The 26400-nt window shown below is 49.5% G+C and carries 24 protein-coding genes and 1 riboswitch; of the genes, 19 read left to right on the top strand and 5 right to left on the bottom strand.

Annotation, left to right across the window (positions count from 1 at the left end; all coding sequences use genetic code 11):
* The 6 genes from J2Z28_RS20720 to clpP all read left to right on the top strand — a co-directional run bounded on the left by J2Z28_RS20720 (window position 1) and on the right by clpP (window position 5443).
* Entirely contained in the window at window positions 1-1065 is a 1065-nt protein-coding gene (locus J2Z28_RS20720; RefSeq protein WP_169480091.1) for a sulfate/molybdate ABC transporter ATP-binding protein, read from the top strand.
* A gap of 25 nt (window positions 1066-1090) precedes the next feature.
* Window positions 1091-2155 (top strand): sulfate ABC transporter substrate-binding protein, encoded by a 1065-nt coding sequence (locus tag J2Z28_RS20715; protein WP_211084115.1) that lies wholly within the window; start codon window positions 1091-1093, stop codon window positions 2153-2155.
* A 155-nt stretch (window positions 2156-2310) separates the two neighbouring features.
* Window positions 2311-2757, top strand: a complete 447-nt coding sequence (locus tag J2Z28_RS20710; RefSeq protein ID WP_211084114.1) for a hypothetical protein — start codon at window positions 2311-2313, stop codon at window positions 2755-2757.
* Between the two features lie 285 nt (window positions 2758-3042).
* Complete coding sequence (locus tag J2Z28_RS20705) at window positions 3043-3852, top strand: MBL fold metallo-hydrolase (RefSeq protein ID WP_211084113.1); 810 nt, start codon at window positions 3043-3045, stop codon at window positions 3850-3852.
* 118 nt (window positions 3853-3970) lie between these two features.
* Window positions 3971-4843 carry an RNA polymerase sigma factor gene (locus J2Z28_RS20700; protein ID WP_211084112.1) on the top strand — a complete coding sequence of 291 codons (873 nt, stop codon included), beginning with the start codon at window positions 3971-3973 and terminating at the stop codon, window positions 4841-4843.
* Between the two features lie 18 nt (window positions 4844-4861).
* Window positions 4862-5443 carry an ATP-dependent Clp endopeptidase proteolytic subunit ClpP gene (gene clpP, locus J2Z28_RS20695; protein ID WP_017689971.1) on the top strand — a complete coding sequence of 194 codons (582 nt, stop codon included), beginning with the start codon at window positions 4862-4864 and terminating at the stop codon, window positions 5441-5443.
* Between the two features lie 57 nt (window positions 5444-5500).
* Here the strand turns inward: clpP and J2Z28_RS20690 are convergent, their stop codons facing one another.
* Window positions 5501-6922 carry an aminotransferase-like domain-containing protein gene (locus J2Z28_RS20690; RefSeq protein WP_342357530.1) on the bottom strand — a complete coding sequence of 474 codons (1422 nt, stop codon included), beginning with the start codon at window positions 6920-6922 and terminating at the stop codon, window positions 5501-5503.
* A gap of 120 nt (window positions 6923-7042) precedes the next feature.
* On the opposite strand from J2Z28_RS20690, the gene J2Z28_RS20685 reads away from it, so the two are divergent.
* Complete coding sequence (locus J2Z28_RS20685) at window positions 7043-7981, top strand: DMT family transporter (protein ID WP_211084111.1); 939 nt, start codon at window positions 7043-7045, stop codon at window positions 7979-7981.
* A 64-nt stretch (window positions 7982-8045) separates the two neighbouring features.
* Here the strand turns inward: J2Z28_RS20685 and J2Z28_RS20680 are convergent, their stop codons facing one another.
* Entirely contained in the window at window positions 8046-8615 is a 570-nt protein-coding gene (locus J2Z28_RS20680; protein ID WP_211084110.1) for a TetR/AcrR family transcriptional regulator, read from the bottom strand.
* Between the two features lie 156 nt (window positions 8616-8771).
* Here J2Z28_RS20680 and J2Z28_RS20675 point away from each other — a divergent pair, with 156 nt between their 5' ends.
* Window positions 8772-10298 carry an NAD(P)/FAD-dependent oxidoreductase gene (locus J2Z28_RS20675; protein WP_211084109.1) on the top strand — a complete coding sequence of 509 codons (1527 nt, stop codon included), beginning with the start codon at window positions 8772-8774 and terminating at the stop codon, window positions 10296-10298.
* Window positions 10299-10471: 173 nt separating this feature from the next.
* On the opposite strand, the gene J2Z28_RS20670 is transcribed toward J2Z28_RS20675, so the two are convergent.
* Both J2Z28_RS20670 and lplA read right to left on the bottom strand, forming a co-directional pair.
* A complete protein-coding gene (locus J2Z28_RS20670; RefSeq protein ID WP_211084108.1) occupies window positions 10472-11275 on the bottom strand; it encodes a Cof-type HAD-IIB family hydrolase in 804 nt (267 codons plus the stop codon).
* 279 nt (window positions 11276-11554) lie between these two features.
* The gene (gene lplA / locus J2Z28_RS20665; protein WP_133386795.1) at window positions 11555-12559 is read right to left on the bottom strand and encodes a lipoate--protein ligase; all 1005 of its coding nucleotides are present in this window, start codon (window positions 12557-12559) and stop codon (window positions 11555-11557) included.
* 189 nt (window positions 12560-12748) lie between these two features.
* Here lplA and cobD point away from each other — a divergent pair, with 189 nt between their 5' ends.
* From cobD to J2Z28_RS20610, 11 genes are all read left to right on the top strand, one after another.
* On the top strand, window positions 12749-13900 hold the full coding sequence (gene cobD, locus J2Z28_RS20660) for a threonine-phosphate decarboxylase CobD (RefSeq protein ID WP_211084107.1): 1152 nt from the start codon (window positions 12749-12751) through the stop codon (window positions 13898-13900).
* Entirely contained in the window at window positions 13897-14727 is an 831-nt protein-coding gene (locus J2Z28_RS20655; RefSeq protein WP_211084106.1) for an adenosylcobinamide amidohydrolase, read from the top strand. The genes cobD and J2Z28_RS20655 overlap by 4 nt, the downstream gene beginning before the upstream one ends.
* Before the next feature lie 44 nt (window positions 14728-14771).
* Window positions 14772-15752 carry an adenosylcobinamide-phosphate synthase CbiB gene (cbiB, locus tag J2Z28_RS20650; protein WP_211084168.1) on the top strand — a complete coding sequence of 327 codons (981 nt, stop codon included), beginning with the start codon at window positions 14772-14774 and terminating at the stop codon, window positions 15750-15752.
* Window positions 15743-16420: a histidine phosphatase family protein gene (locus tag J2Z28_RS20645; RefSeq protein WP_244988439.1), complete on the top strand. Its 678-nt coding sequence runs from the start codon at window positions 15743-15745 to the stop codon at window positions 16418-16420. The genes cbiB and J2Z28_RS20645 overlap by 10 nt, the downstream gene beginning before the upstream one ends.
* Window positions 16421-16585: 165 nt before the next feature.
* Window positions 16586-16717, top strand: a riboswitch (cobalamin riboswitch).
* Window positions 16718-17165: 448 nt separating this feature from the next.
* Window positions 17166-18164, top strand: coding sequence for an ABC transporter substrate-binding protein (locus tag J2Z28_RS20640; protein ID WP_211084104.1), 999 nt, complete (start codon window positions 17166-17168; stop codon window positions 18162-18164).
* Window positions 18161-19207, top strand: coding sequence for a FecCD family ABC transporter permease (locus J2Z28_RS20635; RefSeq protein WP_211084103.1), 1047 nt, complete (start codon window positions 18161-18163; stop codon window positions 19205-19207). Before J2Z28_RS20640 ends, J2Z28_RS20635 begins: the two co-directional genes overlap by 4 nt.
* Window positions 19204-20016, top strand: coding sequence for an ABC transporter ATP-binding protein (locus tag J2Z28_RS20630; protein ID WP_211084102.1), 813 nt, complete (start codon window positions 19204-19206; stop codon window positions 20014-20016). The genes J2Z28_RS20635 and J2Z28_RS20630 overlap by 4 nt, the downstream gene beginning before the upstream one ends.
* A gap of 45 nt (window positions 20017-20061) precedes the next feature.
* On the top strand, window positions 20062-21183 hold the full coding sequence (gene cobT, locus J2Z28_RS20625; RefSeq protein ID WP_211084101.1) for a nicotinate-nucleotide--dimethylbenzimidazole phosphoribosyltransferase: 1122 nt from the start codon (window positions 20062-20064) through the stop codon (window positions 21181-21183).
* Entirely contained in the window at window positions 21180-21740 is a 561-nt protein-coding gene (cobU, locus tag J2Z28_RS20620; protein ID WP_211084100.1) for a bifunctional adenosylcobinamide kinase/adenosylcobinamide-phosphate guanylyltransferase, read from the top strand. The genes cobT and cobU overlap by 4 nt, the downstream gene beginning before the upstream one ends.
* Window positions 21737-22627, top strand: a complete 891-nt coding sequence (gene cobS, locus J2Z28_RS20615) for an adenosylcobinamide-GDP ribazoletransferase (RefSeq protein ID WP_211084099.1) — start codon at window positions 21737-21739, stop codon at window positions 22625-22627. Before cobU ends, cobS begins: the two co-directional genes overlap by 4 nt.
* 126 nt (window positions 22628-22753) lie before the next feature.
* Window positions 22754-24298, top strand: a complete 1545-nt coding sequence (locus J2Z28_RS20610; RefSeq protein ID WP_211084167.1) for a cobyric acid synthase — start codon at window positions 22754-22756, stop codon at window positions 24296-24298.
* Window positions 24299-24424: 126 nt separating this feature from the next.
* On the opposite strand, the gene J2Z28_RS20605 is transcribed toward J2Z28_RS20610, so the two are convergent.
* The gene (locus tag J2Z28_RS20605; RefSeq protein WP_047842054.1) at window positions 24425-26125 is read right to left on the bottom strand and encodes a methyl-accepting chemotaxis protein; all 1701 of its coding nucleotides are present in this window, start codon (window positions 26123-26125) and stop codon (window positions 24425-24427) included.
* Window positions 26126-26400: the final 275 nt, after the last annotated feature.

The raw sequence follows: 26400 nt of genomic DNA, 5'->3' as shown, positions 1-26400 counted from the left end.
ATGCATGTAGAAGTCCGTGATCTGAACAAACATTTCGGTGATTTTCATGCGGTAAAAGATGTCTCATTCGATATTGCCAAAGGCCATTTGATCGGTCTGCTTGGACCCAGCGGAGGCGGGAAAACGTCCATTCTGCGTATGCTTGCGGGTCTGGAGAATCCGGGTTCCGGAGAGATTCGCTTTCACGGAAAAGTGGTGAACCATCTGCCTCCACAGGAGCGGGGCATCGGATTTGTATTCCAGAACTATGCCCTGTTCAAACATATGACGGTATTTGAGAATATCGCCTTTGGACTCAAGGTTAAGAAGACGCCGAAAGCCCAGATCCGTGATCGGGTGATGGAACTGGTTGAACTGACCGGGTTAAAAGGTTTCGAACAGCGTTATCCACATCAGTTGTCTGGTGGGCAGCGTCAGCGTGTTGCTTTTGCCAGAGCACTCGCCCCGGAGCCGCAGCTGTTATTGCTGGATGAACCATTCGCGGCTATTGATGCGAAGATTCGTCAGGAACTGCGTTCATGGCTACGTGAGCTAATCGAACGAGTGGGAATCACTTCGATCTTTGTAACGCATGACCAGGATGAAGCGATTGAAGTCGCGGACGAGATTATGATTATCAGCCAAGGACGTCTGGAACAGAAGGGCACACCTTGGGATATCTACAAAAACCCGCAGACACCGTTTGTCGCTACATTTATCGGGGAGTCTACGGTTGTGGAGGATGCTTCACAGTTGAAAGGATTCGAACATGCGGTTGAGGGTGAAGGTACACGAGCGCTGATCCGACCGGAGTACATTGAGATCGGTTTGAAAAACGAGTTCACCATGCTGTCTGCTACGGAAAAAGGTACAGTCAAACATCTTCATTTCCGCGGCAGTGAATGGATGGTAGAGGTGGAAGTACAGGGTCACAAGTTAATCACCTATCGTTCCCTGGAGAAAACGACATTGGAAATCGGTCAACAAATTCGCGTCCTTGTACACCGTGCATACCTGTTCAATGACTCCAACAGTTGGGTGGTTGAGAACCGACTGAAGGAAGATCCGATGCCGGTGATGATTTAGATCAAGTGGAAGAAAGGGGCTGCCCATGCAGACGAGGAAGAAGAAATCCATACTTTTATACATTGCCCTCATGCTTCTGCTCGTCTGCATGACCGCTGGATGCAGCAAGCAGGAGGAGTCAAGCGAACAGAACGAGCCCTCTGGTAACGATTCATCCAATACGCTGGTGATTGGTGCCTATAGTGTAGCGAAAGATGCTGTAGGCGAATTGCTGCCCAAGTTCCAGGAGGAGTGGAAGGCAAAAACCGGACAGACGATTAACTTTCAAGAGTCCTATGAAGCTTCGGGTACACAGGCAAGAGCCATCGTTGGTGGATTCGAGGCTGATGTGGCCTTGCTCGCAATGGAGAGTGATATCGAGAAGTTGGTCAAAGCCGATCTGGTTAGCTCTGATTGGAAACAGACCCCTAATGAGGGCATGATCACCCGTTCAATTGTTGTTCTGGGCACAAGAGCGGGCAACCCGCTCGGTATTCGTGATTTTCAGGACTTAACCAAGCCAGGAGTGAAGGTACTGTACCCCAATCCAAAGACATCTGGGGGCGCACAATGGGACATTAATGCCATCTACGGTGCCGGATTGAAACTGTCGGAGGAGCAAGAGGGGAAGAAAGATCCTGCCGCAGCCAAGGCTTTTCTCGAACAGGTACACCGCAACGTTGAATCATTGGACAAGAGCGGGCGTTCTTCGATGGCGGCATTCGAGTATGGTGTCGGTGATGTAATCGTCACGTATGAAAATGAATTGCTTGCCCGGATCGCCAAAGGTGTAGATTATGACATCGTCATTCCAAAAAATACGATCCTGATTGAGAACCCGGCAGTTGTGGTGAATAAGTATGCTGATAAACATGGGAACCGTGAACTGGCAGAAGCTTTTGTCGCATATTTGCGTACACCAGAAGCACAGCGCATTTTTGCCAAGCATGGTTTTCGTTCAGTAGATCCGGATGTATTTGCACAGACGGAATCGACATTCTCAACGCCCGAAGGACTGTTTGATATCAACTATCTGGGTGGATGGGACGAGGTACGAAGTACGTTGTACTCCAAACGCGGCGTGTGGTATCAGGTGCTCGCTGGATTATGAGTATTGCTGATGTAATCGAATAGGTAACCGAGCGTGTGGATACTAAACCTTCATTTCAATGGAAGTAGAGATGGAGGTTTTTTACTGCCAAAAGGTTATAATAGAGGTATACTGAATCATGATTGTTACATAGTAGTAGGGAAGGTGTGAGTTGGATGAGTGCAGAGATCAAATTATCCCAAAGTACAGCAATTCGACTGGAGCAGGCCCGCGGTAAGGGGATGCCTGAGGAAGAACTTTTAAAAGCTATTCAAGCGAAAGACGTTTCCGCTTTTGACGCCGTGTCTGAAGAGGAATACCGATATAACGAATTTTTCTCGTATGCGGATGAGCATGGTGAAAATCTGGAGGAAGCAGTGAAAGACGGCTACCGGATTACCTTTAACACGCGTGGTGGACTCGGAATCTGGTTGGAAAAGGCCTTTAAGGTGCAGCCGGAGAAAGACTTCACGGTGGGTGAAGGGATCGTCACTGGATTGCAGTTGAAACCAGAGCAGGCAGAGGTGCTGGCGAAACGGCTTGCATCGAACTGGGTCATTACAGAATCGAAGGATGTACCTGCGGGTCAGGAACTGACCTTGAAGCTGCGGGCACTGGTTTAATTCTAGCGTTGGGTTAATGTGACTCGAATCAGTAGGTCATGGCCTGTGAAAAAGGTAAAAGGCCTGCTCTTCATGCGGGCGACCCGCTTATAAGGTTGAATCACATGCTGACGAAGCGTAAGCTCCCGAATGGAGCGAAGCATGGAATTGAAGTCTGACGGTGAACGGTCAGACCACAGACTGTCCCGAATTGCAGTGGAGAACTGCAGCGGGATGGTCTTTTTTTTGCAAAAACAGAGGTGGAACATTACAATCTACATATCATTAATTCAGGGGGAATGCGGATTGAATCAGCTAACATTTCTGGGCACTGGGGATGCGATGGGCGTTCCACGTGTGTATTGTGATTGCGACGTATGTACAGAGGCGAGGCTTATGGGAGAGAATAAACGGAAACGCTCTTCTGTTCTGATTGACGGTGGTGATGGGGATGGTACGAGTGAACAGTTCATGATTGACTGCGGACCAGACTGGAGATCACAGATGGAGGATCAGGGATTGCGTATGGTGCATACGCTGCTCATCACTCATGCCCATTTTGACCATATTGGCGGATTGCCCGAATGGGCGGATGCGTGCCGCTGGTTGGGTGTAAAGGGACGGCTGTATGCACCGCGTGAAGTGATTGCTACCATTCAGGGACAGTTTCCCTGGTTGGGGCGTCATGTGGACTTTCTGGAAACAGATGGCGGTATTGAACTAGGCGGCTGGAAGGTACATTCCTGGAAAGTCTGCCATGGACATAACGGGTATTCTTACGCCTATCGATTGGATCAGGGTGGGTATAGCTGGGCGTATTGTTCAGATGCCATTGACCTGAAGACATCCGAAAAAGAGCCGTTGCACGGACTGGATATGCTGGTGCTTGGAACAAGCTTTGTGCATGAGCTTGCGGAATTCTCAACACGTTCCGTGTACGATATGCGTGAGGCGCAGGAGCTGCTGCGGGAACTGAAGCTGGGTCATACTTATTTTACACATATGTCTCATGACGTCGATGTACGGCAGAATTATAATCTGGATCAAGGTATTACGATTGCCCTTACCGGGATGAAGGTGCCGCTTGGAACATTAAAGCTGGAAATGAATGCGTAACCCAATTTAACTAGCGTAATAAAAATAAATTCAGAAGAGCGTATCCTTTACAAGGGGTTCTTCGTTTACATAGTGTAAGTCAAAATCAATCAGGAACCAGCAAAGGGGGGCCCCCAAGATGGCCTTTGTGAAGTCCGTGGATTGCAGAATCAACAGACCACATGATGATGGTAAACAAGATAAATTCGATATTGAATCTAATTGCAACGACAGAAAAATTCAATTGAACCCAAGCTTCCATACCGTACTACCCGATCTGATGGGTTCGTTGTATGCGTATTGTTTATCTCTGACGAAATCAGTTCCAGACACGGAAGATCTGGTTCAGGAGACCTGTCTCAAAGTATTGTCGTCGAGAGCGGTTGAATCTTCCGGGATGAATAAAGATATAAACTGGGAAGCTTATCTGATTCGTATTGCACGCAACAGCTGGATTGATATCTTACGTCAGCGGGAGAGATTGGCATATAAACTGGATAGCTTGAAGCCGCTCCTGCACGAGATGGAGGAGGAAAGGCGATTCGAAGAATTGGAGTCTGCCGTTCAACTTCTTGTAGATAAGCTACCACCGTGGCAGCGAGTGATATATGTATTACGTGAATTAATGGGTTATAAGGCGGCAGAGACTGCGGAAATGCTGGATACGACAGAAGGTGCTGTGAAAGCGGCGTTAAGTCGTGCCCGCTCTGCCATAGCTGAAGTGAGGCACAGGTTGGAACAATCGGACGCTGAATTGCAGTATGAGGAAGGCGCAGTGGAGGACAATCGGGAGGAACTGCGCAGCTATCTGCTGGCATTTCGTAATGGAGATACAGCCCGAATCATTGATCTGTGCCTGAACCGGACCGATGATCCGATGGCTGTGGCGGGCACGATTTTGCAGCAGACTTTGCCGTCTCCATCCATGCAGCCAATGATGTACGGGTACTCCACTTCTGGCATGAACTCGATGTCGTATGGAGGAGGATACACGGTCAACATGGTTGCCTAAACCGAGGAGGCGACACACATGAATGTAGTACCCTATGTAGTGGAACAGACCGCTCGCGGTGAGCGGAGTTATGATATTTATTCACGTTTGCTCAAAGACCGGATCATTATGGTGTCAGGAGAAATTGAGGATCAGATGGCAAATGCCATCGTGGCCCAGTTGTTGTTTTTGACTGCAGAGGACCCGGAAAAGGACATTCAGATGTACATCAACAGCCCTGGTGGGTCGGTGACTGCGGGATTCTCGATCTATGACACGATGCAATTTGTGAAGCCGGATATCTCCACAATCTGTACAGGTATGGCGGCAAGCTTTGGCACGATATTGCTGGTAGGTGGAACAAAAGGCAAGCGTATGGCATTGCCAAACAGTGAGATCATGATCCATCAGCCACATGGCGGTACGCGGGGGCAGGCGTCGGATATGCTGATTCATGCTAACCGCATCATTCAGCATCGTCAGCGTCTTAACAAGCTGTTAGCCGACCATACAGGACAGTCAATTGAGCGAATTGAGAAGGACTCGGATCGAGATTATTTCCTGACCGCTGCGGAAGCAGTCGAATATGGATTGGTAGATAAGGTCATATCCAGCTCATAACAGTAGCCCGGAAGGTCATGTGACCTTTCAGGCTTTTTTTCGATTTATAACCAAACCTTACATTTCTTTAGCCAGTGTAATAAGCCTGCTCATGCCTTCCCGAATCTGCTGCTCATGTGCATAAGAGAAGGACAGGCGCAGCTTGCGACTGGCTGAATGATCCGAAGGATCAAATACGGTTCCGGGTACAAAGGCAACGGATTGTTCCATGCATCGGTGAAGCAGTCTCCCTGTATCCACACCCTCAGGAAGCTCTACCCAAAAGTTGAGTCCACCCTCCGGCCGGGTCCACGTCCAGTCCGTTTCCAGCAGAGATTGTTCCATCCCTTCCATCCGTAGCTGGATGGCGGTCCGCAGCTTGGATAGATGCTGATGCATGCGTTCTGACTGAAAATAACGGAGAAAAAGCTTCTGGTTCAGAAGGGGCGATCCGTTATCTGTCAGTGATTTTACAGCCTGTAGTCCTGGCATGAAACGCTGACGGCATATTATTGCTGCAATCCGTAGCCCGGGTGCAACATACTTGCTGTAACTGCGAATGTACAGAGTGTGTCCGGTGGTGTCATAGGTGAAAATCGGTGCAGGAGGTTTCTCCTTAAAATAGATATCATAGGTGCTGTCGTCTTCGAGTAGAAAACAACCATACTGTTCTGCAAGTTCGGGTAATTGCTTGCGCTGTTCTACTGGAACATTAATGCCGGTTGGATTCTGAAAGGTCGGTGTCATATAAAAGAGACGCGGCTTCTCACTTTTCATCAGATGTTCGATCTGCTCCAGATCATACCCGTCCGAGTGAATATCCGTAAAGATCAGACGAGCACCTTGTTTGCGGAAAATCTCCATTGCCGGTCCATACGTGGGCCTATCCATCAGAACACGATCACCGGGTTTGACCAAGCTGCGGGAGATCACATCGATCGCTTGCTGGGCACCCGATGTAATTAACACCTCGTCTGCGGAGAGATAGAAGCGTTCTTTTTTCGTTAGATGGCTTGCCAGCGCACTTCGCAATTCCAGATCACCCTGAATTGTGGAATACGTTCCGAGCAAACGGGGATATTGATCTAGCAGATCACGCATCAGTTCACCCCAATAACGGTTGGGCAACAGAGAGGGATCGATTAACGATTTGGAAAATTGGTATTCTGCTTCTAGAGATTGTACCCGTGCAAGTGAATCCCAATGCAGCCAGGCAGACACAGCGGGATCATCCGCCTGATCCGTTACTGAGAATGGAGTTGCTGGACTGACATAATAGCCGGACTTGTCCTTAACATAAACACTCCCACGTTCCTTTAACTCCTGATAGGCTTTGAATACGGTCAGACGATGTACGCCGAGTAGCTCGGACAGGCTTCGTACAGATGGCAGTTTTTCATGTTCGGCCCACTCTCCCGCTTCTATACGTACAACGAGATAATGGATTACTTGCTCATATAATTTCAGGCTGTTATCTGTCATCATCATGGTTCTGCCCACCCGGCTCACACTCCTTTTGAACTCTATTGTAACAGCTAATGGGAGAAAACTGTTCTGTTTTGTTCATTCTGTTCTGTAGACCATGAGATATGATGGAGAACAGATAAAGGAGTGGTTATCATGGTAGGGATTGCATTTACGGTTATGTGTCTTATTTTCGGTACAACATTTCTGGCTATTAAAATTGGAGTAGAGGCAAGCATGCCGCCTTTTCTGTCAGCCGGATTGCGATTTGTAATCGCGGGAGCGCTGATGTTTGCATGGATGAGGATGAAGGGCAAAGTGAGCTGGTCGCTCCTGTTCCGCAAGGAGATGTTGTTAACGGGAGCGGGGCTGACCTTCGGCACCTTTGCCACATTATATTGGGCTGAACAGCATGTGAGCTCGGGTGTGGGTGCCATTTTGTCAGCGACAGGGCCGCTGATGATTATGTTGATGCAGACGGCGCTGTTACGGCAAAAAACATCTGCCCGTATGATTGTGGGCTGCCTGATCGGGTTCACCGGTGTGGTTTTGGTTGTGTTGCCAGGTGTATCGCTTGGTGCAGGTTCCCTGTTTATGTGGGGCTGTATCGCGGTACTGGTAGGGGAAGTCTGTTATTCAGCAGGTGCATTGTACTCCAAAAAGGTTATTCATCAGTTCAAGGAGGCTAGTCCTGTAGCGATTAATGCGGTGCAGATGATGTATGGGGGACTGCTGTTATCCCTGCTCTCGGTCGGAACGGAATCGTGGAATATGTCTGCTCTGGACTGGGTGCCTGCCGTCTCGTCGGTGATCTATCTGACTGTCATCGGTTCCATGGTGGGGCATAGTCTGTTCTACTGGATTATGTCGCGTACCAACCCGTTGTTTCCAGCAACATGGTTATACATTTCACCACCCATTGCCGTAGGGCTTGGTGCTGTTGTCTACGGTGAACATGTCAGCTGGGTTACGTGGATCGGTGTGGTGCTGGTCGTTTCAGGTCTACTGGCGATGAATGAGAAGGTGAGCAGCTGGTTGAAGAAAGGAAAGCGTGCGAGGATGACAGTGCAGGCTTCCGAATCTGTTTTAAAATAGGTAAAGTTTGAAGGTATACAGCTCAATCTCAAAATCAGCCATTGATTTTAGGTTGAGCTGTTTGTTATTTCAACATGATATTCTCGTTAACCAGTAGGTAGTAATATTCATCCATCTGTTCTGCCGTAACATTTTCTTCGAAATGTTGTATCCACCACGTCACAAGCAAACGAATCACCCCCGAGTGAAACTCCGCTACAAGTTCTATGGGAAGTGAAAATTGTTTACCTCTTCTCTTCAATTCCAGAAAATCCTGTCTGAATATCTCTCCGATATAATGTATGAAAAAGTTGTTAAACCCCTCATCATTCTGTTGGTTTTGCACGATGGTCTCCAGTACATTTCCGAACAGCATTTTAGATATGCTTTGCAAAGGCTGCTGTAATCGATCTTCTACATTCATGTGTAAATAATCCTGAAGGACCCATGTTAAGGTGGAGGACAGCAGAGCAAATTTATCCTTGAAATGTTTGTAAAACGTTGTTCGGTGAACCATAGCTTTGTCACATATTTCATTAATTGTGATGTTGCTGAATAGCTGGCCTTTCTCACATAACAGATCGAGTAGTGCCATCGTTAACAATTTATGAGTTCGGATAACTCTCAAATCCACCTTTTTATCAATCATTTTCATCTACATCAGTTCCTTATTGTAGTTTAGCTATATAGTATCAACACATTGATTCTTACATGATACGAGATTCCAAGTGTATATTGGTATTATAAGTAATTTTTTGATAAGGCTACAAGTGTAGATGAAATATGATGGATTAGAGAGGATGAAGTGGCGATGTCCGAATTGAAAAAAGCTGTGGTGATCGGGGCAGGTATTGCAGGATTAATCACTGCAAGGATGTTATCTGATTATTATGATGAGGTATGTATCATTGAGCGAGATGAATTGCCTTCTGAGCCGGCGAATCGGCAGGGTGTGCCTCAATCCTTTCATCCACATCGTGTATTACCGCGCGGCGGACTCATTCTGGAACATTACTTTCCCGGATATAATGACGAATTGGTCGCGCTTGGTGCCATTCCTTCACATGAAGAGAAGTTTATGATTGCCAATCGCTACGGTACATTAGTTAATATGGCGAATGCTGATTCCTCATTCAAAATTGCATCGAGCAGCAGAGCTCTGCTGGAATGGGTATTGCGTCAGCGAGTCCAGAGCATAGATCATATAAGCTTCTTAACGAGTACGGAAGTTACCGGGTTAATGACATCAGAAGATCAGCGTTCGATTACAGGCGTGTATACCAAAGAAAGAGGCCGGGATAATCGGGAAGCAATGCTTACAGCAGATATGGTTATAGATGCCGCGGGGCGTTCTTGCAAATTGATCAGATGGCTCGATAAGATAGGGTTGTCCGTGCCTGAGCCGGAAGTGCTGAAGGTGTCGCTTGGTTATAGCACCCGCTATTATAAGATACCATCCTCTATTCAAAATGACTGGGGCACGGTGATAACAGAGTCCGATCCTGTGCAAGGAATTCGTGCAGGCATGTTGTGGCGCATTGAGAATGATATCGCTGGACTGTTACTGTTCAACGCAGGAGGAGATGAATATCCTTCAACTCAACCCGATGAGTTCCAAGAGCAAATCAAACATCTGTTTGCTTCGGATGAAATCGTAGCGTTGGCAGACCAGCTGGAGCCTTTTCAAGGGCCACGTGGATACCGTATTTCCGAGTCTGTCCGTCAACATTTTGAACTCATGGAGAATTGGCCCTCTGGATTACTTGTCCTTGGCGATGCATTTTGCAGCTTCGATCCGATCCATGGCCAAGGTATGACGGTCGCTGCAATTGAAGCCGAGACCATAGCGAAATGTTTGAATGAGCAGCGAATGCATCCTGAGCCGCAGTTTGAGCGCCAAGTGTTGCTTCGTATGCAGCAGGCGATTGAACCAGCCTGGTGGCTCAGTTCTGTGGCCGATCTGCGTTGGAAAGGGGTCGAACATGTTGGGCCTTCCCGAATGAAAGGGGTTGCGTTTGCTCAGAAGTATATAAACTTGTTTACGAAGCAGGCGATGAAAAAGGCGAGTCAGGAAAATAATAAACATCTCTTTTTTACCCAGTTCCTGATGAATGCTCTAATCCTTCCTCCGAGTGAATACTTTAAAGGTGAAATCCTGAACATGATCCTGAACGACAATGGTTCCGAAGAAGAAATGGAGTTAAGAGCGGAGCTTGGTGTCCAAGATCCGGAGCTGTTCCAGCAAAGAATAGATGAGATCATTCCGTCATTTCAACTGGAATTTGATGGGCAAATCAAGAAACTGTTGGAGACTTTCCAGCATGCCATGAGCAAGTAAGATAATAATTCGTGGTGCGTGAAAGTCAGCGCATTATTGCTCTCAAAACATAAAAAATAACAGAGAAATATACGTAATATAATCGTTTAAACAGGATAATGAACATATTTATAAAATCAAAAAAACAGCCCTGTACAGCGAAATTCGCCGACAGGGCTGTTCGTTGATCTTATTTACTCTGCGTTCAGCACAAACTTCTCGATAACCTCTTTAACGCCGTCTTCGTTATTACTTGCCGTAATGTAGTCCGCCAGCTCTTTCAGCGCAGGGATGGCATTCCCCATCGCTACACCAAGACCAGCAACTTCGAGCATCTCATGGTCATTCCAGGAGTCGCCGATGGCAATACACTCGCTGAGCTGGTGACCGAAATGGTCAGCCAGGAAGGTCAGGGCGTGGCCTTTAGTTCCTTCATTGTGCATGATTTCCAGGAAGTAAGGTTTGGACTTCGTGATATGCACTTGAGGTCCGAGCAATTCACGCAGGTCAACGGCAACCTTATCCAAGTAGTCAGGCTCATCGATAATAAGCAACTTCGGTGTTTTTTGTTCGATGACTTTGATGAAATCAGATTCGATATAATATTGGGTGCCGTTTAATTTGGCATAATCACGCAGTTTGTCGTTTTCCTCACGGGCATACAACTTGTCGTCAATGTATGTTTGAAGGTGGAGATTGTTCTCCAGACAGTATTCATACAATTTGCGGGAAGCTTCCTGTGGAACGTAGCGCTCATAAAGTACTTTTTCGTCCAGCAGGTTTTTCACCAATGCGCCCTGATACGTAATGATCGGCACGTTAAGTCCGGTTTGACGAGCAAGTGCTTGTGCGGAAGCATAAGCACGTCCAGTCGCCAGCGTTACAGTTACACCATGGGCAACTGCTTGTTCCAGTGCAGTCTGTGTAGCAGGGGTTACTTCCTTGTTGTCGTTGATCAGTGTGTCATCAATGTCGATTGCGATTAATTTGTAGGTCATCTGTGTTTCTCTCCTTTTTTTATCTGTATCTATACTAACGAACGAAAAAATAAGTTTTACACGAGGCCACTCCGAATACAGATTCATCTTTCGATCGCTGTTATCCCCGGATTTTTTGATTCCATTCCCCTAAGGGGAAATCCGTTGATAAGCGTATGCTTCCGATGTAGCTTTTTTTCAAAAAGTTTTAAGCGAACGCTTCGCTTCTCCCGATGAATTCTGTCTTCTCCGTTAACGTGTAATTAGACTTCGTTCTAAAACTATACTTACATCTAAATTTTACTCTTCCAGGAAAACAAGGCCGATAAAGTCTTCCAGCTCAAGGTTGCCGAAGTAATGTTTTACATCCAGGCCCTCAAGTGCAGTACGCACCTCGGATTCCTCATACCGCTTGCCGCGCAGCATATTTTCGATATCCGCCACATCGCCTACACCGAAGAAGTCGCCAAAGATTTTGATATCTTCGATGCGTCCATCCTTGATGTTCATGCGCAGATCGATGATGCCGACAGGGAATTTGCGAGTGTGCTTCACATTGCTCTCCGGAGACAAGCCATAGTTCCAGTCCCAGTTATTATAACGCTCAGCGGAGATTTCCTTAATTTTGTCCCAGTCCTTGTCAGTGAGCGTGTACTGTGGAACGTCCTTAGGCTCCATACGGAAAATGTGACGTAACAGCTCATCGCGGAACTGCTCAATCGTCAGGTTGGTGTCAATCAGATCCCGGATGTTGGCGACCCGGCTGCGCACGGACTTGGTGCTCTTGGATTTGAATTTCTCTGGATTGACGTTCAGGGAAGCCTGAACATGCTCCAGGTTCAGATCAAACATCAATGTGCCATGACTGAACATGCGCCCACGTGTGGAAAACTGGGCGTTGCCCGAAATTTTCTTTTCGCCGACTTGCAGATCATTACGCCCGGTCAACTCGGCATTTACACCAAGCTCGTGCAAAGCTTCAACCACAGGCTGGGTGAACTTGCGGAAGTTATGGAAGGATTGACCGTCATCCGCTGTAATAAAACTGAAATTCAGGTTGCCCAGATCATGATATACCGCTCCGCCTCCCGAAAGACGACGAACCACCTGCACACCGTTATCCTGAACGTACTCGATATTAATTTCTTCAATCGTATTTTGATGTTTTCCGATGATGATCGACGGACGGTTGATGTAGAACAGCAGATAGCTGTCATCCTCCATCGGCAGATGTTTCAGAATGTACTCCTCAATCGCAAGGTTTACAGAAGGATCTGTAATGCCCTGGTTGTCTACAAACAGCATGGTCATTCCTCCATTAATGTATGTGAGGGATTGCTAGTCCCTTATGTAGTGAACCTTGTATATCAAAAGGAACCGAAATTCCTCTTCTATTGTAAACGAATTATGGTTGGGACACAAAGAAAACAGGATTGACCCACACCTCCCGTGCCATCCATAATAAAAAGGACATACAGAAAGGATGACGGGAGAATGACCGGTTATATCGAAGTGTTCGGACATGGCGGGGACGTGGAGACGGCTGCGTCACGATTTGGGAGGGAAGCCGCTGATTTTCTGGATTTCAGTGCCAACATTAATCCACTCGGTCCGCCCAGAGGGGTACTGGAGGCTATACAGCAAGGATTGCAGTCGGTGATTCGGTATCCCGATCCGGCGCATCGGGGATTCAAAGCACTGCTGAGCGAGCGTCTTGGTGTGATGCAGGAGCAGATTTCCGTGGGCAACGGCGCAGCCGAAAGCATGGCGCTCATTCTGCTGGGGCTTGCCCCGCGCAAGGTGGGTACGGTGGAACCGGGATTTTCGGAGTACCGGTCGTTGGCACGACAATTCGGTGCCGAGGTTGTGCATACGGAGGGAAGAGAAGAACTGGCGTGGCGAGCGGAACCCGAGGACATCGAGCAGCTCATGGAAAAGGTAGACCTGCTCTTCCTCGGCCAGCCCAACAATCCAAACGGTGTACAATATCCACTTGAGGTATTACAAAGGCTTGCCCGCAAAGCGGAAGAAACGGGAACCGTACTTGTCATTGACGAGGCCTTTATGGATTTTATTCCGGTAGACCGGCGTCAGTCCCTGGCAGCACAACTGAATGACTATCCTAATGTGATCATCATTCGCTCGATGACGAAGTTTTATGCCATTCCGGGTTTGCGTCTCGGATATGCTTTGGGCCGTGCCGAATACATTCAGGCGATGACAAAGAAACAGGTGACCTGGAGTGTCAACGGTCTGGCACTCATGGCAGGTGAAGCCTGTCTGCGCAGCGGAGAACGGTACGAACAGGAGACCATATCACAGATCACGCGGGAACGGGGTCATCTCATCGAAGGGCTGAAGGCGTACGGATGTGCGGTGACACCGGGAGAGGCGAACTTTATTTTGGCACGTGTGCCGGACCCTTGGACAGCGGCAGCAATGCAAGAGGAGCTGGGCCGAAGAGGTATTCTGATTCGCAGCTGTGCCATGTATCCGGGGCTTGACAAAGGGCATGTACGTTTCGCGGTCAAGGATGCAGATGCCAATGCTACGTTACTGGAAGTACTGGGCAGCGTGCTGGAAACCAGGGGATATCCGAATGTCGATCAGACGAAAGATGAGGAACAGGGAGGGAAGCGGCAATGACACTCCCGTTTTATAACTACTTTACAAATGGAGAAACAGAAGAGAATGAATATGCTTCCTCTTCCTGGCCGGGACTGAAGATATCCGCACATGAACGACATATCAAAGCTCAGAGCCCAAGGTCTGCCCAAGCGCTGTCGAGTGCGGTATATGGCGGCGGGATGCTTGAACTGGATCGCATATTTAACATCTATGTGGACAGGCATTACCGCTGTGATGATCCGCCGCGTGATATCGAACAAGCGCTGAATGAATGGCATGAGCCACGCGATCAATGTGCCGGATTATTGACGGCCGTAAGGCTGGAGCATACCTCCATTCAGGAATATACAAGTGATGAATTTGGCCTTCTGTGCTGCACCACTGCGGGTGTATCAAATGCCGCACGAGCGGGGTCGGAGAGAACGGTATTTGATACGGCGGGAAATAAGACGATGTCTTCCGGCAGGGATCGCTCTGCTCCTTCAGCACGGAATCTGACGAAGTCACCCTATGTCCCGGGTACAATTAACATCATGCTCTGGTTGAATGGACGCATGACCAGCGGGGCGATGGTGAATGCAGTACAGACGGCGGTGGAAGCCAAAGCGGCCGCGCTGGCGGATGCGGGTGTTCTGGATTCGGAGAACGGGTTGCCCGCCACCGGTACCACAACCGATGCCATTGTGTTGGCGGTACGTCAGGCAGTGGAGGAACCTCATCCGATGATCACTTATGCCGGGACTGCGACTACGGCAGGGGCGGCGATTGGCAGATTGGTATACGACACGGTGACGGAAAGCCTTCGGGCCGGACTGTTATGGAAAGAGAGGGTCAGGGACAAATGACTTTTGAGGTGGAGCATCTATGGACCTGGCCGTTCTGGACAGGCATGGCGGGAGCCTGGATTATTATACTGGCGTACCTGTTGGACCGATGTATCGGAGATCCGCGCTGGATTCCCCACCCGGTGATTGGCATGGGAAAAGGCATCTCGGCGTTGGAGCGTGTCATTCGCTCGCGTGTGCGCACAGATTCGGGGCTGAAGAGAGCCGGGCTGTTGCTCCCGATGGTGATCGCAGGGGGTTCTTTTTCCATCACGTGGGGACTCGTATATCTGCTTGGGCTAATCCACCCTGTCATTGCAGCGGTAGCTGAAGTGGTGCTCATTGCAACAACCATTGCTTCAAAAGGGCTGAAGAATGCAGGTATGGAAGTGTATCGTCATCTGAAGCAGCAGGATTGGCCGGCGGCCAGACGTTCACTGGGCATGATTGTTGGACGTGATACGGCGCATCTGGATGAACCCGAGGTTGTGCGGGGAACGGTAGAGACGGTTGCTGAAAATATCGTGGATGCCATTGTCTCGCCGTTATTCTATGCGCTCATTGGAGGCGCTCCGCTTGCCATGGCTTATCGCGCCGTCAACACGCTGGATTCCATGGTCGGATATAAAAATGACAAGTATCTGCATCTTGGCTGGGCCTCGGCCCGTCTGGATGATGTGGCGAACTGGATACCTGCCCGGCTGACCGCGATTCTGTTAATTGTGGGTGCCTGGGTCATGAAGCTGGACGCCAAAGGAGCAGCACGCATGGTTGCACGGGATGCAAGACTACATCCAAGTCCGAATAGCGGTTTTCCCGAATCAGCGGTGGCTGGAGCACTGGGCATCCGGCTTGGCGGACATAACGTGTATCACGGCGTTGCTTCATTTCGTGCCTACATGGGTGAAGCCACACGGCCGATGGAAGCCGAGGATATTGTGCAAACGTCACGTCTGATGTTCTGGTCGGCAGGTGCTTTTGTGGTACTATGCGTGTTCATAACGCTGGGTGTGTGGCTGGCAGGAGGGACGCTGTTATGGTCATAAAAGCAGGCAATGAAGTACATACGAATCAGCCTGGGCCGCTGAAACGAAACATTCTGTGGGTCCGTCATGGGACAACGTTGTGGAATGTGGAAAAAAAATATCTGGGGCATACCGACATCGGTCTGCTGCCAAATGCCAAAGAAGAACTGGCTCCGCTTCATGAACAATTGAGCGGTGTTTCGTGGCACGAGGTATATTGCAGTGATCTGCTTCGCTGCCGACAGACGCTGGAACAGATTCTTCCTGATGCCAGCGGAAAGGTGAAGTTCGACTCGCGCCTGCGCGAGAATGATTTTGGACAGTGGGAAGGGCTGACGTATGATCAGCTCAAGGATAACCCTGTGTACCGAAGCTGGATTGATGCGCCGCAGGAGGTCACTCCGCCCGGAGGGGAATCGTGGCAGGAGTTTACCGGACGGTTGGATTCCTTTCTCCAAGAGATGTTGTTGGAGGGTCGTCCTTCGATGCACGTTGATGAGGGGCGCGAGTCAACCATAGTTGTGGTTACGCATGGTGGTGTCATCCGGTATGCCTTGTCCCGTCTGATAGCCGGGCTTGGGTTCTGGGATACACATGTCGTACCGGGACAGGTGATCCAGGTTCAGCTTGATCAACAGGGGAATCAGTGGTTTGGCAGCAGAGTGACTTTTCCGCCGATCGGGTTGTAAGGATGTACAATATACCCTATAATCACAACAGAAGTGTGACTTCAGCATGGATACAGATACGCTGCAGGTGTGAAGCCTGAACGAGTATGTAGCATGCAGAAATTACACGGCAATGGTTTACCATATCAGCGACCAAGGGTCCCGCGTGTGAAGGCTGTTTTTCACGGCAATTAGTACGAGTCCTGAAAACACACAAGGGTGAAATGGGGAAGCCGGTGCAAATCCGGCACGGTCCCGCCACTGTAAAACAGGATGATTCCTGTAAGTCAGGTTACCTGCCCTGGACGTACAAACCGGTGTTCCTTCGAGGAAAGGACAGCGTTTCGGGCTATTCTATGCGCATGGACAACCCTTGGTTGAACATGTACAGATCGCCATATGCGAGACGTCATCCCTGATCCTAGACGTAAGGATTAGGGATTTTTTATTGTTCATGTAAGCTGAACGAGACCAATTTTACACGAGGTCACTACGATTGCAGTACCATCTTCCGATCGCTGTTATCCCCAGATTTTTTGATGCCCTTTTTTGAAAGGGAAAATCCGGTGATAAGCGTATGCTTCCGATGTAGCTTTCTTGTAGAAAGCTTTAAGTGAACACTTCGTTTCTTCAGATCGGTTCTGCACTCTCCGTTAACGTGTAAATGTTGCAGTTCAAACCTTGTACAGGAACACCAAGGCATGGGAGTAGGAGTTTGAGCACGATGCAAGAAAATAGCACAAATAGAGAAGGGGAGAATAACAGAATGAATTTCAAAAATTGGAAAAACGTAGCGTCCCTGCTAAGTGCAGCGGCACTCGCACTGGCTTTGGCCGGATGTGGCAATGCAGCAACAAACGAGGGCACAGGTACTTCACAGCAACCGGCACAGGAGCAGTCCCAAGGCCAGGCGCAGACTGACCTCAAAACACAATATCCACTTACCGTTACGGATGCAACGGGTGAATCATTCACCTTTGAAAAGGCACCAGCCAAAATCGTATCCGTGTCTCCAGCTGAGACAGAATCCCTGTTTGCCCTTGGATTGGACGATCAAATCGTTGGTGTATCCGACTATGATGATTATCCGGAAGCAGCAACAACCAAAGCTAAAATGGGCGGTATCACCAAGCCCAATGAAGAGTCTATTATTGCAGCTGAAGCCGACATTGTCTTCACAGGTATCTCCATGAGCGAAGATGCAGTGAAGAAACTGCGTGAACTGGGCATTACCATTTTCAAAACGGATCCTAAATCCATTGACGATGTGATGAACAATATCGAAACCTTCGGTAAAATCACCGATCATCAGGAAAAAGCACAAGAAATCATCACCCAGATGAAACAGGACGTGACGGATGTAACCGAAGCGGTGAAGGCAGTTAAACCGGAAGAGAAGAAAAAAGTATACGTTGAATTCTCCCCAGGCTGGACTGTGGGTAAAGGCGAATTCATGGATGAACTCATCACTGTAGCCGGTGGTAGCAATATTGCTTCCGACAAAGAGGGCTGGTACGAAATTAATGAAGAGAACGTGATTGCCTCCAACCCGGATGTGATCCTGTATGCCAACGATGTAATTGACGAAAACTCCAAAACACTGGATCAGATCATCAAGGCGCGCAGCGGCTGGGATCAAATTACGGCTGTGAAAAATGACGCGGTTATTGGCCTGGATGCCAACCTGCTGAGCCGTCCGGGTCCACGGGTAACTCAAGGGTTGAAAGAAGTAGCCAAAGCGATCTACCCTGACTTGTTCCAATGAGTAAAAAGCTGATCCTGTTCGGAACGACGGGCATGGTGCTGCTGGTGCTCACCGTGCTCATCTGCACGGGCATTGGTTCAGTAACTTTGCCGATCCGGGATATTGCAGGCATCCTGATTCACAAAATTCCTTGGGTGGGCGATTGGATTACACCGGATTGGAATAAGGCAGCCGAACAGATTATCTGGAAAGTCCGTTTTCCACGTGTACTGCTTGCCGTGCTCGTGGGCGCATCGTTGGCGATTGCCGGTACGGGATTCCAGGGGGTTCTTCGGAACCCGCTGGCAGACCCGTTCACCCTGGGCGTATCATCCGGTGCTTCGGTGGGTGCAGCCTTTCTGATTTTCTTCGGATTGCAGTATGCACTTATCGGAATCTGGACGTTGCCACTGGTGGCGTTTTTGACGGGTGTAATCACGTTATGGTTTGTTATGGCACTGGCTCGTGAAGGACGTAAAATACCTACACACAGCCTCATCCTGGCTGGTGTGGTCATGCAAAGTTTCCTGGGCGCAGTTGTTTCCTTCCTGTCGACCATGTCGAAACAGACGATTAATGAAATTATATACTGGACGATGGGAAGTCTGGCTCTGCGTGGGTGGTCGTATACGGCCATCCTTTTCCCGTATTTTCTATTAGGACTGGTCTTTCTCTGGAGCCGCGCACGCTCGTTGAATGTGCTTGCACTGGGAGAACGTCAAGCGGCACATATCGGGATCGGAGTGGACAGGCTTAAGCTGTCCGTGCTGGCAGTTGGCACACTGCTGACCGCAGGTGCTGTCTCGGTATCGGGTGTCATCGGATTCGTTGGATTAGTGATCCCGCATATGTTGCGGCTGCTGGTGGGACCAGATTACCGACTGCTGGTACCTTTGTCTGCCATTGGTGGAGCGATCTTCATGGTATGGGCCGATACCATCGCAAGGTCGTTGCTGGCGCCAACTGAAATTCCGCTCGGTGTTGTCACCGCCTTTGTTGGTGCGCCGTTCTTTGCTTACCTGCTGAACCGGAACAAAAAGTTGCAGAAGGGGATGATGCCATGAATTCCAGTACCCGTTCCAACTCGACTTCACTTATCTCCATTAAGGGAGCAGGGAAGTCATATGGCAATCATCAGGCACTGCACAATGTAGACTGGCATGTTGGCGAAGGTGACTGGTGGGGAGTTGTCGGACCAAACGGCAGTGGCAAGTCCACCCTGATCCAGCTTATTGCCGGAACGGAACAGTTAAACGAAGGTCAGATTCGTATCGATGGTCGAGACATCGGCTCTTACAGCCGTAAGGACCTGTCGCGCATGATCGCTGTATTGCAGCAGGATGGCTTGCCAGCCATCTCCTATCCTGTGCGAGACGTGGTGGAGATGGGGCGATATCCATACCAGAACTGGTTGGGGCGGGAAGTGGGCGATGGGGCACTTGTAGTGGACAGGGTGCTCGAAGACCTGGGATTGACAGAGCTGGCGGACAGACCGCTGGATGCACTCAGCGGCGGGCAACGGCAACGGGTCGCACTAGCCAAAGTTATGGCTCAGGAGCCGCGGTTGCTGCTGCTGGACGAACCAACCACGTTTCTGGATATTAAATATCAATTGCAATTCATGGAATTGTTATCGGCATGGCGACAGAGGACTAACATTACAATTGTGGCTGTGTTGCATGATCTGAATCTGGCCGCGTTATTTTGCGATCACATTCTCGCGCTGCGTGAGGGCATGGCGGTTCGAAAGGGCACGCCTCATACGTTAATCAACGATGAGAATATTCAGGATATATTCCGCGTCAAACCCGCGATTGTCTCCCATCCCGACCATGCCATACCTCAACTGCTGCTGCGGCGGGACATCGATTAAATGAAGCGGGGCAACCCATATTTTGATGAAGGAAGTGCTGGTTGTATGAATAATGAACAGGTGTTGGAGCAATTAACGAAAAAGATTGTCGCTCCTGACCAGAAAGTGGCGGCAGAAACCTCTGCACATGTGGATTCGTTGACGAAGCCGCCGGGGAGTTTGGGCAAATTGGAAGAGCTGGTGATCCGCCTGGCAGGCATGACGGGCAATGCACGTCCGCGTTTTGATCACAGGTCGGTCATTGTCATGGCCGCGGATCACGGCGTAGTGGAAGAAGGCATCAGTGCTTTTCCTGCCGAAGTGACCCCGCAGATGGTCCTGAATTTCCTCGCTGGAGGCGCTGCGGTGAATGTGCTTGCCCGGCACGCCGGAGCTGGTGTGATCTGTGTGGATATCGGTGTGAATGCCGATCTTGAACATCCGGACCTGCTTTCCCGTAAAATTCGCAAAGGCACGGCCAACATGGCCCGAGGTGCAGCGATGACCCGGGATGAGGCAGTCAGCGCTATCCTTGCAGGAGCCGAAGTTGTATCGGCAGAGGTGGCGAAGGGAACACAACTGTTTGTCACCGGGGAGATGGGAATTGGCAACACTACCGCAAGTGCTGCGGTAATGAGCGCGTTAACCGGAGTTGCACCAGCTGCCGCCGTGGGGCGAGGCACCGGCATTGATGATGCAGGCTTGCAGCGCAAGGCTGCTGTAGTCAGCCGGGCGCTTAGCGTAAACGCACCTAACCCGGAAGATGCACTGGATGTTCTGTGCAAGGTGGGTGGACTGGAGATTGCCGGACTCACAGGGGTTATCCTAGCAGCAGCTGCTCATCATTGCCCGGTCGTTGTAGACGGGTTCATCTCTACCGCCGCAGCGCTGGTGGCGAGACAACTTGCACCTCGGAGTACAGCTTATATGATCGCTTCTCATACCTCACACGAAAATGGACATGAAGCGCTGTTGCGTGAACTGGACCTGAAAGCGATGCTGGATCTGGACATGCGTCTGGGTGAAGGCACAGGCGGCGTGCTTAGTCTTCATCTGATTGACGCAGCATGTCTCATTCTGAACGAGATGGCGACCTTTGCAAGCGCAGGTGTCTCGGACGGGACAAGCCCTGCTTCGGACTCCGCTCCGTCGGGTGATTCATCCGTGCAAGGAGAGAGTTCCCGATGAGCGTACTGGTGACAGGTGGCGCACGCAGTGGCAAAAGCTCCTTTGCCGAGCGTCTCTGCATGCAGCGTTCCTCGGAGGCTTGGTATGTGGCGACAGCTCAGGCGTACGATGATGAAATGCGTGAGCGTATCACCATGCATCAGCATCAGCGCGAGGCATCAGGGTATCTGTGGCACACGATGGAAGAGCCGATACATCTGCCTGCTTTGATAAGCCGCATGGGTGAAGGGCATACAGGGACTTCTGCACCCACCATTCTGGTGGATTGCCTGACGCTGTGGCTGACAAATGTTTTGTTAGCACATGAGCATGACGAGAAACAGGTGTTACAGGGACATTTGGACGCGTTGGTTGAAGCGATTCGAACCTATCCCGGTTTGCTTGTTCTGGTTACAAATGAAGTGGGAGATGGGATCGTACCGGAATATGCCCTTGGCAGGAAATATCGGGATTTGGCCGGTGTACTGAATCAGCGTATTGCGGCGATATGCGGTGAAGTGTTTCTGGTGACCGTAGGCATTGCGATTGAACTAAAAAGCAAGGAGTACCGCTTATGAAGGATGGCACGCCTGCTCCTCAGCGTAAACATGCGGCGGCAGCCGCTTTTCAATTTTTGTCCCGTTTCCCTGTCAAAATGCAAATCGATTTTGTCCCGCCGTTGCTGCGGGAAAGTGTTGTCTTTTATCCGCTGGTCGGTGCTGCAATCGGTCTGTGTGTCTGGCTCGCGGGAGCCTTAAGCGGTGCAGTGCTTCCGGCCTTTCCGGCTGCCGTCCTGACCTTGACGTTATGGGTATGGCTTACCGGAGGGCTCCATCTTGACGGATGGATGGATACGGCGGATGGCTTGCTCAGTTATCGTACCCGTGAACGGATGCTGGAGATTATGAAGGACAGCCGTGTCGGGGCAATGGGCGTGATCGCCTGCGTGTTGCTTCTGATGATGAAGGCTGCGCTGATCGCTGATTTTATTGCCCGGGGCCACTGGGTGTACGGTGCGTTGCTGATCCTGCCCATGATCTGGAGCCGCTGGTTCATGGTGTATGCGATGTCGGCCTGGCCGAATGCGCGCGAAGATGATGGACTTGCTGTATTGTTTAAAGGTCTCGGGGAGCGGAAGGAGGTCCAGCGTGCACGAAGTTCAGCTGTGGGCCTGACCTTAATCGCAGGGGCAATTACGTTTGCCGCGGTGTGGCTTTTCAAGCCGGATATGGGGATTGCAGATGCGATGGTGAGTGGTCTGGGAACACTGCCATGGTGGCTATACCCGGTGACGGCAGTTATTATACTGCCTGTGGCGTGTTATTATATCGGACGATTCGTGGCTGCCCGGATCAGTGAACGGCTCGGTGGTTTAACCGGGGATACGTATGGTGCCATGAATGAGCTGCTGGAGGCGGCTTTGTTGACCGTGCTGAGCGCGCTTCAAGGACTGTTCTGGCTGTAACTTTTGAAGTAAGAAGCAGTATGGAAAGTGTTACGCATGAGGTTGGGAGCAAGGTGATCTGGATATAACACGGAGACAGGGGGAGAGAGCGTGGAAGATAGGCCATCACAACCAGCGGCGGTACTGATGCTGCAAGGAACGGCTTCCGATGTAGGCAAAAGTGTCATCACAACGGCATTGTGCCGGATTTTTAAGCAGGATGGCTTCAAGCCTGCTCCGTTCAAGTCACAGAATATGGCACTGAATTCCTATGTGACGGAAGATGGCAAGGAGATTGGTCGGGCTCAGGGGGCACAAGCTGAAGCCTGCGGTATTGAGGCGACAACCGACATGAATCCAATCCTGATCAAGCCGGTGCGGGACATGCATTCGCAGATCGTGGTACATGGTGTACCATTTGCCCAGATGAGTGCATCGGACTACCGTCAGCATTTCCTGCCTGAAGCAAAGCAGACGGTGATGGATGCGTTGAATCGGCTACGGGATACCTATGATATTGTGCTGATGGAAGGAGCGGGCAGTCCGGCCGAGATCAATCTGAAGGATCGGGATATCGTCAACATGAATCTGGCAGGCTGGGCCGATGCGCCGGTGATTCTGATCTCCGATATTGATCGGGGCGGAGTGTTTGCTTCCATTGTAGGTACGCTGGAGCTGCTGGAACCCCATGAGGTGGCGCGAGTCAAAGGGTTCATTATCAACAAGTTCCGCGGTGATCTGTCCCTGTTGCAACCAGGACTCGACTGGCTCGAAGAACGGACAGGCATTCCAGTATTAGGTGTTTTGCCTTACATAAGAGATATTCAGATTGAAGCAGAGGATTCGGTGGTGCTGGACTCCATGCGTCATGGTAAATCCGGCAAAACAGAGCTGGATCTGGCGGTGATCCGATATCCGCGAATTTCCAACTTTACAGACTTTGACGCACTTTCCCGTGAACCGGATGTGAATGTGCGTTACGTGACCTCGCCAGAGGAATTGGGCAGTCCGGATGCCATTCTTCTACCGGGTACGAAGGATACCATAGGTGACCTGGCATTTCTGCGTGAGTCTGGACTAGAACAGGCGATTGCGAGCCAGACCGAGCGTGAGCATGTTCAGCTCGTAGGAATATGTGGCGGATACCAGATGCTGGGACGTCATCTGAAGGACCCGTTTGCTGTGGAGGCGAATCAGATCCAGGAAGCAAAAGGACTTGGCTGGCTCCCGCTATCGACAACATTTCTTCAGGAAAAGCAGACCGTCAGAGCTTCCGGACGGGTGCAGCCTGATCACCCGCTTCGTCTGTATGGTGAGCAAGATGTAGCAGATGCTTCATTACCCATTAACGGATATGAGATTCATATGGGCGTTACGGAGTGCCACGAGCCTGAACGTGTAACCGCGTTGTTTGAAATCTCGCATCCAGGTGGTCAACCTTTCCAAGAAGGCTGGGGCTCAGTAGATGGCAGGGTGTGGGGAACCTACCTGCATGGTTTGTTTGAAAGTGATCAATTCCGACGTTCTTGGCTGAATGCCTTGCGTGCAGGAAAGGGACTGGCTCCACTTCAGGAGACATATAGTACGCATGAGCGTAAGGAGATGGAGTTCGATCGGGTAGCTGAATCGTTGCGTTCGGCATTGGATATGAAGCGTGTGTACGAGATTATGGGTGTTCAGGCACCTGAGTGAAACAACAATACCCCCATGTCCGGCAAACCGTTCTCTAGAAACGGAATGTTAGCGGCATGGGGGTATTGTATATCCTATGATTAAATGAGGTTTAAAACAGGTGATGATAGGTTAATGGTTAACCTGTTAGTTTATTTTGAAATTCTTCATAGCGGATTGCAGCTCTACAGCTTGTTCATGCAGATGACGAACCGTATTCGAATGTGAATCCATCTCGCTGAGCTGAAGATCTGCTGTTGAAGCAATCTGTAGCATACTTTCACGGGATTTGGTCGTAATCTGTGCCGTTTCTTCAACGGACGCACTCACTTCTTCAGCACCAGCAGATACTTGTTGTGTAGAAGCAGAGACGGTCTGAATGGTCAGATTCACGTTCTGGATCAATTCATTCAGCTGCTGGAAGGCTGAGCCTGCTTGTTGAACAACAGTTGTACCTGAACCAATCTCCTGGGTTACACGGTTCATGGCGTCAACCGAGCGTTCAGCGTCTTCACGAATGGTACCCAGATAATCCGAAATTTCTTCGGTGGCTGTCTTGGATTGCTCGGCAAGTTTGCGAACTTCTCCAGCAACAACAGCGAATCCGCGGCCATGTTCTCCGGCACGTGCTGCTTCAATGGAGGCGTTGAGTGACAGCATGTTAATCTGTTTGGTGATTTCAAAAATGGAAGCAACAATGGTGCCGATAGCTACCGAACGTTCATTCATAGTTTCGACATAACGCAACGATTCGCTTGCTGTCTGGCCTACACGCTCCATCTGCTCAATGGCATTCTGAGCCAGTCGGTTACCGTTAACTGCCTCGTTGGCTGCTTCACCAATCTGGTCAGACACTTCAGCGGAAGAAGAAGCAATATGCATGATACCTTGCGTAATTTCTTCCATAGCTCTCGCGTTCTCGGATGCGCTTGACGCAATGCTGATACTACCTTTTTCTGCATCTTCTGCGGAGCGGCTGGAGTTTCGAACCATACCGGACATCGATTCAACTCGCTGAAGCAGGTCATTGGAACCTGACACAACTTCATTGGATGTAGACAAGGCACGGCTAATCATTTCTTTCAGGTTATGCGTCATCGTCTGGAAGCTTGCGGCAAGCTGGGCAATTTCATCTTTGCCTTTGATCTCTAGCTCAGCGGTCAGATCGCCTTGGGAAATTTGTTTACTATGTTGGACAAGCTTGATGATCGGTTTGGTCACTCTTTTGATCATACTAGTGGAGATAAGCCAGCCGAGCACAAACACTAATGCTGTAATTCCAAGACACAACCAGAAAATCTGGGTAATCTTGTCTTGAATAAACTGGGCATCCATGCTCACAGCCATAATCATGTTACTTCCTGCAATGGGGATGAAGGCTGCTTTATGTACACCAAAGGAATCGGAGTAGACCTCGCTGATTACCATTTCTTTGTTCTCAATAGCTGCATTCATTGCGGGTTCTACACTAATCTCATCCTGGGCTTTCATGTTTGAAGAAGGGTTGGCCACAACGACTTTGGCTGAGCCATCTTGAATAGCAACAACGTAAGCCGCATCCAAATTATGTTCTTTTGCTTTATCTGCCAGGTACGATTCCACGGTCATGGCAGCACCTTCAGAACCGGCTCCGCCACTCTGTACCTGTAGGATTTTGGATGCTGAAGTATTCTTGTATATATCCTGAATGGACGTGTTTAGGACTTTGTCAAACTGCGGAAGCACGTAGCTTTGAATAATATTCATCGATACGGCATAAAAACTAATACTGAACAACAGGGAAGCAACCAGCAGAACGAGGAACAAGGTGCCTCTGATTTTACCGGCGACGGTGCGATTACGAAACATATGATCATCCTTTCACGTCAAGTTCATTAACATTGTCGCTTTTCCGTAATCCTAAGACCTATCTACCAATGAAGAAAGACCTAAATTGAACATTGAGAAAAGTTGGGAATAAGCGGATATACCTATATTACAAAATTAACCGGAGGTTGAATAGAACAATTTTCACGATTTGGTGTATTTTTTTCAGAAATAGATGAATCTGTTACATGCATATTACATAATATCAATTAATACCTACCAGAATAGTTTGTTATATGTTATATTGTAAAATGTCT

The organism is Paenibacillus xylanexedens (assembly GCF_017874615.1).
GTDB classification, from domain to species: Bacteria; Bacillota; Bacilli; order Paenibacillales; family Paenibacillaceae; genus Paenibacillus; species Paenibacillus xylanexedens.
The sequence above is the reverse complement of the archived record's forward strand: the minus strand, read 5'-3'. Positions and strand labels throughout refer to the sequence as shown.